Origin of the sequence: Variovorax sp. RO1 (assembly GCF_002849325.1) — a bacterium.
In the GTDB taxonomy this organism is placed as follows: Bacteria; Pseudomonadota; Gammaproteobacteria; order Burkholderiales; family Burkholderiaceae_C; genus Variovorax.
Window position 1 is genome coordinate 1,628,732 of sequence record NZ_PKMT01000001.1, and the last position, 12,497, is coordinate 1,641,228.

At 69.4% G+C, this 12,497-nt stretch carries 11 protein-coding genes; 8 read left to right on the forward strand and 3 right to left on the reverse strand.

Going from position 1 to position 12,497, the window contains the following annotated elements; translation table 11 throughout:
* Window positions 1–49 precede the first annotated feature (49 nt).
* Window positions 50–943, reverse strand: a complete 894-nt coding sequence (locus tag CY658_RS07940) for a LysR family transcriptional regulator (protein WP_101489604.1) — start codon at window positions 941–943, stop codon at window positions 50–52.
* Window positions 944–1,032: 89 nt separating this feature from the next.
* Between CY658_RS07940 and CY658_RS07945 the strand changes: the two genes are divergently transcribed.
* The 8 genes from CY658_RS07945 to CY658_RS07980 are packed head-to-tail and all read left to right on the forward strand — an operon-like array spanning window position 1,033 to window position 9,027.
* Window positions 1,033–2,211, forward strand: coding sequence for a CaiB/BaiF CoA transferase family protein (locus CY658_RS07945; RefSeq protein WP_101489605.1), 1,179 nt, complete (start codon window positions 1,033–1,035; stop codon window positions 2,209–2,211).
* Window positions 2,208–2,726, forward strand: a complete 519-nt coding sequence (locus tag CY658_RS07950; RefSeq protein WP_101489606.1) for a MaoC family dehydratase — start codon at window positions 2,208–2,210, stop codon at window positions 2,724–2,726. The genes CY658_RS07945 and CY658_RS07950 overlap by 4 nt, the downstream gene beginning before the upstream one ends.
* Before the next feature lie 46 nt (window positions 2,727–2,772).
* The gene (locus CY658_RS07955; protein ID WP_101489607.1) at window positions 2,773–3,771 is read left to right on the forward strand and encodes a Bug family tripartite tricarboxylate transporter substrate binding protein; all 999 of its coding nucleotides are present in this window, start codon (window positions 2,773–2,775) and stop codon (window positions 3,769–3,771) included.
* A 20-nt stretch (window positions 3,772–3,791) separates the two neighbouring features.
* Window positions 3,792–4,775, forward strand: coding sequence for a Bug family tripartite tricarboxylate transporter substrate binding protein (locus CY658_RS07960; RefSeq protein WP_101489608.1), 984 nt, complete (start codon window positions 3,792–3,794; stop codon window positions 4,773–4,775).
* Window positions 4,759–6,027 (forward strand): CaiB/BaiF CoA transferase family protein, encoded by a 1,269-nt coding sequence (locus CY658_RS07965; protein WP_101489609.1) that lies wholly within the window; start codon window positions 4,759–4,761, stop codon window positions 6,025–6,027. Before CY658_RS07960 ends, CY658_RS07965 begins: the two co-directional genes overlap by 17 nt.
* On the forward strand, window positions 6,024–7,181 hold the full coding sequence (locus CY658_RS07970; protein WP_101489610.1) for an acyl-CoA dehydrogenase family protein: 1,158 nt from the start codon (window positions 6,024–6,026) through the stop codon (window positions 7,179–7,181). The genes CY658_RS07965 and CY658_RS07970 overlap by 4 nt, the downstream gene beginning before the upstream one ends.
* Window positions 7,182–7,201: 20 nt before the next feature.
* Window positions 7,202–8,185: an acyl-CoA dehydrogenase gene (locus CY658_RS07975; protein ID WP_101489611.1), complete on the forward strand. Its 984-nt coding sequence runs from the start codon at window positions 7,202–7,204 to the stop codon at window positions 8,183–8,185.
* A 38-nt stretch (window positions 8,186–8,223) separates the two neighbouring features.
* Window positions 8,224–9,027: a crotonase/enoyl-CoA hydratase family protein gene (locus CY658_RS07980; protein WP_056579453.1), complete on the forward strand. Its 804-nt coding sequence runs from the start codon at window positions 8,224–8,226 to the stop codon at window positions 9,025–9,027.
* 17 nt (window positions 9,028–9,044) lie between these two features.
* Here CY658_RS07980 and CY658_RS07985 read toward each other — a convergent pair whose 3' ends face one another.
* Both CY658_RS07985 and CY658_RS07990 read right to left on the reverse strand, forming a co-directional pair.
* Window positions 9,045–11,369, reverse strand: coding sequence for a sensor histidine kinase (locus CY658_RS07985; RefSeq protein ID WP_101489612.1), 2,325 nt, complete (start codon window positions 11,367–11,369; stop codon window positions 9,045–9,047).
* Window positions 11,370–11,375: 6 nt separating this feature from the next.
* Window positions 11,376–12,203 carry a response regulator transcription factor gene (locus CY658_RS07990; RefSeq protein WP_101489613.1) on the reverse strand — a complete coding sequence of 276 codons (828 nt, stop codon included), beginning with the start codon at window positions 12,201–12,203 and terminating at the stop codon, window positions 11,376–11,378.
* Between the last annotated feature and the right edge of the window lie 294 nt (window positions 12,204–12,497).

Sequence of the window (12,497 nt, forward strand, 5' to 3'; positions counted from 1 at the left end):
TGACGCCTGCGCGGGTTCTAGGCTTTGGGCGTGAGCAGGACGATCCGGTTCAGTCGGCCGGCTGCTCGAGCACGCTGTCTGCGAAGCGCTGCGCCGCCGAGGTCTGCGCGCCCGGCGGCAGGGCGAGCGCGATGCCGATGGCGGTCTGTGCGCCCGGCCCCGCGAGCGGCTTGAACACCACGTTGCGCGCCACATGCCGCGCCGCCACCGAAGGCACCAGCGCCACGCCCAGGCCGCTTTCGACCAGGCTGATCAGCGTCTGCACCTGCACCGCCTCCTGATGCACGTCGGGAATGAAGCCCGCCTGCTGACAGGCCAGGAGCGCCGCCGCGTGCAGGCCCGGCACTTCCATGGCGCCGTACATCACGAAGGGCTCGGCGGCCAGGTCCGACAGCGCCAGCCGGCGCCGCCGCGCCAGCGCATGGCCGGCCGGCAGTGCGGCCACGAACACATCGCGCTCGGCCGGAAACACGCGCGCCTTGCAGGCCCGCCCGATCGGAAAGCGCACCAGCCCCACGTCGACGTCGCCGTTTTCCACCATGCCGACGATGCGCGCGGTGGTCGATTCGCCCAGCACCAGCTGCACGCCCGGGTAGCGCGCCCTGAAACGAGGCAGTACGCGCGGCATCAGCGCGTAGGTTGCCGAGCCGACGAAGCCCACGCGCAGCAGGCCCGCCTCGCCGCGCGAGGCGGCCTGCGCCACCTTGGCGAACTGCTCGCCGTGGAACACCGCGCGGCGCGCTTCTTCGAGGGCGGCCGTGCCCGCGGGCGTCAGCTCGGTGCCGCGCCGGTTGCGCAGGAACAGCGGCACGCCCACCTGCGCCTCGAGCCGCCGGATCGAGGCCGACAGCGGCGGCTGCGCCATGTGCAGCCGCTCGGCCGCGCGATGGAAATTGAGCGTCTCGGCAAGGGCGATGAAGTGGCGCAGCTGGCGGATGTCCATGATCTGTAAACGGTATCACAGAGCGCATATTTGATATTGGACGGCATGGCGACCGCTTCGCAGAATCGGCGCCAGGAGACTGACCAACGATGCTTCCCCTTCAGGGCGTGAAAGTGCTCGACCTTTCGAGCGTGGTGTTCGGGCCGCTGGCCAGCCAGACCTTGGCCGACTACGGTGCCGACGTGATCAAGATCGAGCCGCCCGAAGGCGACTCCACCCGCCGCACGGGCCCCGCTGCCGAGCCCGGCATGTCGGCCGTGTTCCTGGGCAGCAACCACAGCAAGAAGAGCGTCGTGCTCGACCTCAAGCGCCCCGAGGCGCGCGAGGCGCTCATGGCGCTGCTCGCCGACGCCGACGTCTTCATGCACAGCATGCGCCCGCAAAAGCTTGCGCCGCTGGGCATCGACCCCGACACGCTCACCGCGCGCTTTCCGCGTCTCGTGTATGCCGGCCTGCACGGCTTTGCGCAGGGCGGCCCCTACGCCGGGCGGCCTGCGTACGACGACGTCATCCAGGGCATGTCGGGCCTCTCGGCGCTCATGGAACAGCAGAGCGGCGAGGCGCGCTACCTGCCCACCATCGCGGCCGACAAGACCTGTGCGCTGGTTGGCGCCCAGGCCATTCTTGCGGCGCTGTTCCGGCGCGAGCGCACCGGGCGCGGCTGCTTCGTCGAGATCCCGATGTTCGAGACCATGGTGGCCTTCAACCTCGTCGAGCACCTGTACGGCCGCCACTTCGAGCCGCCGCTGGCCGACGCCGGCTACCCGCGCGTGCTCACGCCGTGGCGCCGCCCGTGGCGCACCGCCGACGGGCACATCTGCATGATGCCGTACACCTCCGCGCACTGGCGCCGCTTCTTCGCCGAGGTGGGCGAGCCCGCGCTGGCCGACGACCCTCGCTTTGCCGACATGGCCGCACGCACGCGCCACATCGGCGAGCTGCTCGAACTGGCCGGCGGCTTCGTGGCCACGGGCAGCACCGCGCACTGGCTCGCCACCTGCGAGCGGCTCGAAATTCCGGCCGCGCCCGTCAGCCGCCTGGACGACCTGCCGCGCGACCCGCACCTGGTCGCCACCGGCTTCTTCACCGAACTGCACGACCCGCACATGGGCGCCATGCGCTTCCCTGGCGTGAGCGTGAAGTTCGACGGCGTGCGTCCGCCCGTGCGCATGCCGCCGCGCCTGGGCGAACACACGCGCGAAAGCCTCGCCGCGGCGGGCTGGCCCGCCGAACGCATCGAACGATTCCTGGAGACCTCATCGCAATGACCGACACGCCCCGCCCGCTTCCTTCCCTGTCGCCGCAAGACCGCGCGCTGCCCCGCCTGGGCCAGGGCTTCGTCTGGCAAGACCTTGCCGTCGGCCAGCGCATGCGCACCTTTCGCCGCACCATCACCGAGACCGACCTCGTCAACTTCATCGGCGTGACCGGCATGCTCGAGGCGATCTTCATCGACGCCGAATACGAGGCCGGCGCCATCGCGGGCCGCCCCGTGCCGGCCGCGCTCACCTACACGCTCATCGAGGGCTTCATCCTGCAGACCATGATCCAGGGCACCGGCCTGGCCATGCTCGAGCTGGTGCAGAAGATCCATGCGCCGGTGCTCGTCGGCGACGCCATCGAGGCCGTGGTCGAGGTCACCGGCATCCGCCCGACGTCGAAGGGCAACCGCGCCATCGTCGATTCGCGCATCGACGTGTTCAACCAGCACGGCCGCTGCGTCATGCACTACGACGCGCGCCGCCTGCTCGCGGGCCGGCCGCAAGACGTTGCCGCGGCCTGATCCGCTTTCGAATTTCGCCACCCATAAATACCAACGGAGACAAGACATGCCCACTCGCCATTCATTCATGCCCTTCACGCGACGTGCCCTCGTGGGCACCGCACTGGCCCTCGCCATCGCCGCCCCGGCCGCCTTCGCCCAGGGCCCCGCCTACCCGGCCAAGCCCATCACCATGGTCGTGCCGTTCCCGCCCGGCGGGCCCACCGACCTCGTCGCGCGCGTGCTCGCGCAAAAACTGGCGGAGCAGCTCGGCCAGCCGGTGCTGGTCGACAACCGCGGCGGCGCCAACGGCAACATCGGTGCGCAGATGGTCGCCAAGGCGCCGGCCGACGGCTACACCGTGCTCTACAACACCTCGTCGATTGCGCTGAGCCCCGCGCTCTACAAGAGCGTGTCGTACGACGTGCAGAAAGACTTCGCTCCCGTCGCGCTCGTGGCCGTGGTGCCGCTCGCACTGGTCACGCACCCCTCGGTGCCGGCCAGCACCGTGAAGGAGTTCGTCGCCTACGCCAAGGCCCACCCCGGCAAGCTGTCGTACGGCTCGGCGGGCAATGGCAACGTCACGCACCTGGGCGCGTTCCAGTTCGTGCAGGCCAACGGCATCGACGCCACCCACGTGCCCTACAAGGGCAGCGCACCGGCCGACGTCGACCTCGTCGGCAACCAGATCCAGTTCATGACCGACACCGTCAATTCGGTCATGGGCTTCGTGCGCGACAAGCGCCTGAAGATGCTCGCCGTGACCACCGCCAAGCGCATGTCGATGTTTCCCGACGTGCCCACGCTCGCCGAATCGGGCATGCCCGGTTTCGAGGTGGGCGCGTGGCAGGGCGTGATGGTGCCGGCCGGCACGCCGCAGGCCGTGGTCGATCGCCTCAACGCCGAGATCGTCAAGGCGCTCAAGTCGCCCGACGTGCGCGAGCGCCTGGCGCTGCAGGGCGCCGAGCCGCTGGGCTCCACGCCCAAGGAGTACGGCGCCTACGTGAAGAAGGAGCTGGCGCGCTGGGCCGGCGTGGTCAAGGCCACGGGCGTGACGCTCGACTGAACGCGAAGGAGCCCATCGCCATGCGCACCCACTTTCATCGCCTCGCGTTCGCCGCACCGCTGCTCGCCCTGGGCATCGCGGCCTTCGGCGCCGCCCCTGCCGCCGCGCAGGAGTTTCCGTCCAAGCCCATCAAGTTCGTCGTGCCGTTTCCGCCGGGCAGCGGCACCGACACCTCGGCGCGCTACTTCGGCCGCAAGCTCACCGAGCTCACCGGCCAGCCCGTGGTCGTCGAGAACAAACCCGGCGCCAACGGCTTCATTGCCGTGAAGGCCGTGCTCGCCGCACCGGCCGACGGCTACACCGTGTTCGTGGGCAGCAACTCCACGCTGGCCGTGAACGTGGCGCTGTTCAAGTCGCTGCCCTACGACCCCGTCACCGAGCTGGCACCGCTCACGATGATGATGCGCTCGCCTGCGCTCATCGTCGTGCCCGGCCCGTCGCCCTACAAGACCCTGCCCGAGCTGATGGCCGGCGCCAGGGCCAGGCCCGGCGCGCTCAACTACGGAGCGGGCTCGGCCGGCTACCAGCTCATGGCCGAGCTGTTCAACGATGCCGCCAAGGTGCAGACCCGCCACGTGCCCTTCAAGGGCGCGAGCGAAGCGCTCGTGGCCGTCGTGTCGAGCACCGTCGACCTGGCCTTCGCCGAGATCACCAGCGCGCAGGAGCTGGCCAAGTCGGGCAAGGTGCACGCGCTGGCGGTGGCGGCCGACAAGCGCCTGCCTGCGCTGCCCAATGTGCCCACCGCTGCCGAGGCTGGCCTGCCGGGCTTTGCGGCCTACACCTGGGTCGGTGCCATGGTGTCGGCGAAGACGCCCAAGGCCGAGACCGACAAGCTCGCCGCGCTGCTCACGAAGATCGAGACGCTGCCCGAAACGCGCGAGTTCTACGAGCGCATCGGCGCCGAGGTCATGCGCGGCGGGCCCGAGGAAATGCGCGCCTTCCAGGCCGCGGAAATCCAGTTGTGGAAACGCATCGCGGTGAAGGCCAATGTCGAACAGCAGTAAGAAGGCCGCCGGTGCACCCGGCACAGCCGGCGCCGGTGCGCTCTCGCACATCCGCGTGCTCGACCTCTCGCGCGTGCTGGCCGGCCCCTGGGCCAGCCAGACCCTGGGCGACCTGGGCGCCGAGGTCATCAAGATCGAACGGCCCGGGCGCGGCGACGACACCCGTCTGTGGGGCCCGCCCTTTTTGAAAGACCGCGAGGGCGCCGACACCCGCGACTCCGCCTACTACCTCTGCGCCAACCGCAACAAGCGCTCGGTGGCCGTCGACTTCACCACGCCCGCCGGCCAGGCGCTGGTGCGCGAACTGGCCACGCGCTGCGACGTGGTGGTCGAGAACTTCAAGGTCGGCAGCCTCGCGCAGTACGGGCTCGACCACGCTTCGCTGCTGGCCCTGAACCCGCGCTTGGTGTATTGCTCTATCACCGGCTTCGGCCAGACCGGCCCGTACGCGGAGCGCGCCGGCTACGACTTCCTCATGCAGGGCATGGGCGGCCTCATGAGCATCACCGGCCGCGCCGACGGCGAGGAGGGCGCCGGCCCGGTGAAGGTGGGCGTGGCGCTCACCGACATCCTCACCGGCCTGTATGCCAGCACCGCCATCCTGGCCGCGCTGCAGTCGCGCGACATCACCGGCGTGGGCCAGCACATCGACCTGGCGCTGCTCGACGTGCAGGTGGCCTGCCTCGCCAACCAGGGCATGAACCACCTGTACGGCGGTGAGCCCAGGCGCATGGGCAATGCTCACCCCAACACCGTGCCCTACCAGGACTTTCCCACGCAAGACGGCTTCATGATCCTGGCCATCGGCAACGACGGCCAGTTCGGCAACTTCTGCCGCGCGGTCGGGCATGCGCAGTGGGCCGACGATGCGCGCTTCAGGACCAATGCCGACCGCATTGCGCACCGCACCGAACTCATCGCGCTGATGCGCGCGCTCACCGTCACGCGCGGCACCGCCGAGTGGATCGCGCTGTTCGAGCAGGTGGGCGTGCCCTGCGGCCCCATCAACACCATCGCCGATGTGTTCGAAGACCCGCAGGTGAAGGCGCGCGGCACGCAGATCCGCATGACGCATCCGGTGGCGGGCGAGATCCCGCTGGTTGCCAGCCCGCTGCGCATGTCGCACACGCCGGTGCAGTACCGCCGCGCGCCGCCGCTGCTGGGCCAGGACACGCGCGACGTGCTGGCCGACGTGATGGGCATGGCGCCGGAGGCGATTGCCGATTTGATCCAACAAGGAGTAGTCGCATGAGTGCGCTGACCTCGCTGTCGATGACCGCGATCCCGCCCGAAGACGAGGCGCTGCGCGCGCCCGTGCGGGCCTTTCTTTCCGAGGCGCTCGCCCATGTGCCCGCGCACATTCGTGCCAAGTCATGGTCGGGCTACGACAGCGCCTTCAGCCGCGAACTCGGCCGGCGCGGCTGGCTCGGCATCACCTTGCCCATCGAATACGGCGGCGGTGGCCGCAGCGCCTTCGCGCGCTACGTGCTGGTCGAAGAGTTTCTCAACTTCGGCGCACCCGTCGGCTCGCACTGGATCGCCGACCGCCAGAGCGGCCCGCTCATCCTCAAGTACGGCACCGAGGCGCAGAAGCGCTTCTACCTGCCGCCGATCTGCCGCGGCGAATCGTTCTTCTGCATCGGCATGAGCGAGCCCAACGCCGGCTCCGACCTGGCCAGCGTGCGCACCCGCGCCGTGCGCACGGCCGAAGGCTTCACGCTCAACGGCCAGAAGATCTGGACCACCAACGCGCACCACTGCCAGTACATGATCGCGCTCGTGCGCACCTCGGGCGAGGCGCAGGACCGGCAGAAGGGCCTGTCGCAGGTCATCGTCGACCTGAGCCTGCCGGGCGTGACCGTGCGGCCCATCACCGACCTGTCGGGCGACTCGCATTTCTGCGAGGTGTTCTTCGACAACGTGGCGCTCGCACCCGACGCGCTCATCGGCGAAGAGGGCCGGGGCTGGGAGCAAGTGACGGCCGAGCTGGCCTTTGAACGCAGCGGACCCGAGCGGCTGTTTTCCAGCATCGTGCTGTTCGACGAGTGGCTCGCCTTCGTGCGCACCGAGGCCGGCCGCACGCCCGCGTCGGTGCGGCTGGCCGGCAAGATCCTGAGCCAGCTCGCGCCGCTGCGCGCCATGTCGCTCGCCGTCACCGAGAAGGTGGCGCAGGGCGGCAGCCCGATCGTCGAGGCCGCGCTCGTCAAGGACCTGGGCACGGGCGTGGAGCAGCTCATTCCCGCCGCCATTGCAGACGACCTGTATGCGCGCGACGGGCAGGACATTCCGCTCGAACTGCTGCGCACGCTCGACTACGTGACGCAGGTGGCGCCGTCGTTCTCGCTGCGCGGCGGCACGCGCGACATCCTGCGCGGAATGATCGCGCGCGGCCTCGGCCTGCGTTGACACCACAAGGACAACAGACGATGGACGACATCTACATCGACGCCCTGCGCGGCGTACTCACCGACCGCTGCACGCTGCAGGCCGTGCGCGACATCGAAGGCGGGCAATCGGCCGAAGCGCTGTGGCAGGCGATCGAGGAATCGGGTTTTGCCGATGCGCTGCTGCCCGAGGTCGAAGGCGGCGCGGGCCTCTCGCTGACCGAGGCCTTTCCCCTGCTCGAACTCTGCGGCGCCTTCGTGGTGCCCGTGCCGCTGGCCGAGACCATGGTGGCGCGCTCGCTGCTGGCGCAGGCCGGCGTGCCCCGGCCTGGCGGCAGCATCGCGCTGGCGCAGGGGCGACTGCAGAACGACGACACGCTGGTGTGCGAGCGCGTGAGCTTCGGCCGCGTGGCCGACTGGGTGCTCGTGGGGCTGGGCAAGACCTGCCTGCTGCTGCCGGCGGATGCGGCAGCGTCGACCGCTGCTGTCGCGCCGCTGGACGCCACGCTGTCGTGGTCCGCCCCCGCGCAGGCCGCCGCATTGCCGGTGTCGGGTGTGGCCGACGTGCGCGTGCCGCTGGCCTGCGTGCTCGCCGCGCAGCTCGCCGGCGCGCTGATGAGCGTGTTCACGCGAACACTGCAATACGCCAACGACCGCAACCAGTTCGGCCGGCCCATCGGCAAGTTCCAGGCCATCCAGCACCAGCTGGGCGTGATCTCCGAGCACGCCTTCGCGGCCCGCATGGCCGCGCAGATGGGTTGCAGCACCGACCGCCTGCGCGTGGCCATCGCCAAGGCGCGCACCAGCGAGGCCGCGCTCGAAGTGGCGGCGCTGAGTCACTCCATCCACGGCGCCATCGGCTTCACCGAAGAGTTCGACCTGCAGATGTACACGCGCCGCCTGCACGCCTGGCGCCAGGCCGGCGGCTCCGAGTCGCACTGGCACGACGTGGTGGGCGCCGAGCTGGTCGACCGCCGCGACGGCCTCGCGCTCGACCTCATCCGTGCCACCACCGACCCCGCGTGAACGCGAACGACGACACAAGACACCCAAGGAGATTCCGCATGACCACCGCCCCGTTTTTGAAGACCACGCGCGACGGCGCCATCCTCACGCTCACCATGAGCCAGCCCGCAACGCGCAACGCGCTCACCGGCAACACCGCCGTCGACGAGATCGTGCAGGCCTGCGCCGACATCACGCGCGACCGCAGCATCCGCGTGGTCGTGCTCACCGGCGAAGGCCCCGTGTTCAGCTCGGGCGGCAACGTGAAAGACATGCAGCGCTACGAGAAAGAAGGCCTGTCGCCGGAGGTGATCCGCGAGGAATACCGCAACGGCATCCAGCGCCTGCCCAAGGCGCTCTACAACCTCGACGTGCCCGTGATCGCCGCCGTCAACGGCCCCGCCGTGGGCGCGGGGCTCGACCTCACCTGCATGTGCGACATCCGCATCGCCTCGGAGAAAGCCACCTTTGCCGAGAGCTTCGTCAAGGTCGGCATCGTGCCGGGCGACGGCGGCGCCTGGCTGCTGCCGCGCGTGGTCGGCATGTCGAAAGCGTCCGAGATGGCCTTCACCGGCGACGCGCTCAGCGCGCAAGAGGCGCTGGCCTGCGGCCTCGTCTCGCGCGTCGTGCCGCACGAGCAACTGCTTGAAGAAAGCCTGCGGCTCGCCGCCCGCATCGCCGCCAACCCCGGCGGCGTGCTGCGCATGACCAAGCGGCTGCTGCGCGAGGGCGAGCGCAGCACCCTCGAATCGCTGCTCGAAATGTCGGCCGGCTACCAGGCCATTGCCCACATGACCGGCGACCACCGCGAGGCCGTGCGCGCGTTCGTGGAAAAGCGCAAGCCGGTGTTCGGCAACGACTGACGCTTGACGCTTCGCAGCTAGAGCGCGCGCACGGGCGCCGCGCGCGCAATCAGGCGGATCTGCTCGAAATCCAGCCGGTCCAGCGCCTGGCGAAGCGTCAGCACCATCGGCTGGCTGTGCGCGTCTGCGGCCAGCCGGTTCACCCACTCGTGCAGGTCGCTCCATCGCCCATCGCGGGCGAGCGCTTCGAGTTCGTCCTTCTGCGCCGGCGACAGCGGCGTCAGCACCGGAAGTGGCCGGCGCGCCCTGGGCTTTAGGCGCGGGGCGGGCGCGGCGATGGGTTCCGGTAGCGGCGGTGCAGACGGCGCATCCGACGAAGGCGCCGGCTCCGTCGCCAGCGAGAAGACCACCCGCGTCCCCGTCCCCATGCCGCTGTGGATCGCGAGTTGCCCGCCCATCCGCTGCACGATGCGCTGCGCAATCACCAGCCCGAGCCCGCCGCCCGCCATGCTGGGCGCGTTGTCGGCCAGCAGGCGGGTCATGCGGTCGAGCGTGTCGGTGTCGATGCCCGTGCCGCTGTCGGTCACTTCGAAGTGCAGCTGCCACGCATCGCCGACGGCGGCGGGCAGGGCGTGCACGCGCAGCGCGATCGTTCCGTGGCGCGTGAACTTGGCCGCGTTCGACAGCAGGTTCAGCACCACCTGCTGCAGCCGCTTGCCGTCCAGGCGGACCATGGCCGGCAGCGCGCCGTCGATCGTCAGTTCGAAGCTGTTGTGCTGCCGCTGCGCGAGCGCGTCTGCGTACTGCGCGATGTTGTCGACCAGCGTGCGCAGCTGCACCGGCTGCGCTTCGACGGCGAGCGGCGCCAGCTCGCCCTTGGCGTAGTCGACCAGCTCATCGATCAGCTCCAGCTGGTAGGTCGCGCTGCGCTCGATGGTGGCGAGCCGCGTGGGCACCGGCGTGTCGATGCCGTCCTGCATCAGCCGCAGGTTGCCGAGGATGGTGGCCACCGGCGCGCGCAGGTCGTGGCTGATGTAGGCCAGCAGCTCCTTCTGCTCGCGCGTGCGCTGTTCGGCCTGGCCCAGTGCCTCGCTCAGCGCGCGGGTCTTGCGCACCACTTCTTCTTCGAGCCGCTGCTGCTCCTGGGCCTGCCACGCCAGCAGCGTCTGCTGCGCCGCATTGCGCTGGCGCGTTTCCTGGAACGACCACGCCGTGATCGCGAACGCACCGACCAGCATGCCCGGGAACGCCAGTGCATAGTGGTCGAAGTCGGACATCGAACGCTCCGCGAACATCAGCGCCGACATGCGCATCAGCGCGCCCACGCAGATCACGAGCATCACCATCAGCGACAGTCGCCCGCCCGGGCCGGCGCGCCGCTGGTAGATGAAAGTGCAGACCGTCAGCGCGAGCACGATCAGCGGCGCGTTCACGATGCCGATGGACGCGAAGGTCGCGTAGGGTCCGAACAAGGTGCCCAGCAGCACGACGATTTCGACAGCGGCCAGCACGAACAGCAGCGGGCGCCCGGGCACGCGCATGGGGCTCTGGCGGCTGCGCTCGTGAAAGTACAGCAGCAGGCACAGCGCCGTGGCCGCCACCATGACGCTGTGCCCGCGGTAGCTCCAGTCGGTGCTGTTCGGCCACAGCGCGATGCGCGCATAGCCCCGGTAGGTGGCCTCGTACAGCGCCAGCAGCCCAAAGCTCCCGGCCTGGAACGCGAGCATCGGCGCGCGCGAGATCCACCACAGCGCAGCCGAATACACCGCGAAGGCCAGCAGCCCGCCGATCAGCAGGCCGCTGAGCAGCGCGTGGTTGCGTTCGATGTGATGCCACGCCTCGTCGGTGTGCAGCTCCAGCACCAGCTTGATCTGGCCCGTGCTCATCACGCGCACCAGCACCTGCACCGATTCGCCCGGCTGCAGGTCGATCTGCAGCTGCGGAATGCGGTCGTAGCGGTGCGTGGCGTCCATCGGGTCGGACACGCCGGCCTGCGCGTGCGTCCACACGGGCTGCCCGTCGCGCGTGCGCAGCAGGTGAAAGTCGACATGCCGCAGCCACGTCACGTTGAGCCCGAGACGCGCCGTGCGCACCTCCTGCGCATCGTTGACGAGCGACAGGCGCAGCCAGACCGCCGCTGTCGAGAACCCGCGCATCAACTGGTCGGGCGTGGCGGGTGCGAAGCCATTTGCACCACCGCTTGGCAGCGCGAGCACCTCGCTTGCTGACAGTCGGGCCATCGGATCTTCCAGCACCTCGACGGTCTGTTCGACGGCAATGTCGCCTCGGGCGAGCGCGCTGAACTTGACTGCCTCGGCTGCGCTGGCTGCGAAGGCCCACAGCCACAAGGCCAGGCCGAGCAGCAAGTCGCTCGTCCATCGGGACACGCGCGCCGGGTGCATCACGCGTCAGGTGCTCGAACGCTCGACGCCGGCCTGGCGGCAGGCCGAGGGCGTGCAGTCGAAGTACTCGCGAAACGCCGTCGCGAAATTCGCGGCGCTCGAGAACCCCACCGCCGCGGCGATCTCTTCGATGCGCATCGCCGATTCGAGCAGCAGGCGCTGCGCCTCGTGCAGCCGTGCCTCGCGCACGAACTCGAACACCGTGCGGTTCGCAAGCTCCTTGAACACGCGCGACAGCCGCTTCTCGTGCGTGCCCACGCGCGCCGCGATTTCGCGCAGCGGCAGCACGCGGCTCAGGTCGGCCAGGATGAGCCGTTCGGCCGCCTGCATGAGCGCGCGGTCCATGCCCGAGCCCGGCGCGCCGCCGTCGTTCGCGGCCGGGCGATCGAGCGGCTGCGGTGGTTCCGCTGCAGGCGCGACGCGCGCCCTGCGGCATTCCGCCAGCGCCAGGTGAATTTCGACGCGGGCCATCACCTCGGCCGGATCGAAGGGCTTCACGATGTAGTCGACCGCGCCGGCCCGCAGGCCCGTCAGGCGCTCTTCCACGCTGGCCGACGAGGTCACGAAGATCACCGGAATGTCTGCCGTGGCCGGGTCGGCCTTCAGCAGGCGGCAGGCGGCAAACCCGTCGGTGCCGCCCAGGCGCACGTCCAGCAGCACCAGGTCCATCTGCAGCGTCGTCGCACGGCGGTAGCCCTCCATCGCGTCGAAAGCGAGCGTGATGCGGTAACCGGTGCCCCGCAGCGTTTCCAGCAGGAGCTTGAGCTCGTCGACGTTGTCGTCAACAACCAGAAGATGAGCTCTCCGGGGCTCCGGAGGGGACCAATAAGACATGGAAATAAGGGGCGCCGGCACCGCGTTTGAACGCCCGGTGGCCGAAACAATGTAACCAAGGAGTTAATTTGGTAATCATTGTCACAAACTTTGCAAATTCATCCAATGACTGCCATTCATTCCTGATTGATTCGCTTGCCATTCGTGTAGGTGACCCCAAACGGGCGCTGTGCGACGGCCTCTGAAACGCCCTCTGTCAGAGGAGAAACGGGGCGCTGGAGGCGGCGAGTCCGGAATTTCCGGTATTGCAGCAAATAACCGAGCTCATTCCTTCAATCAAAAGAATTAGACGGC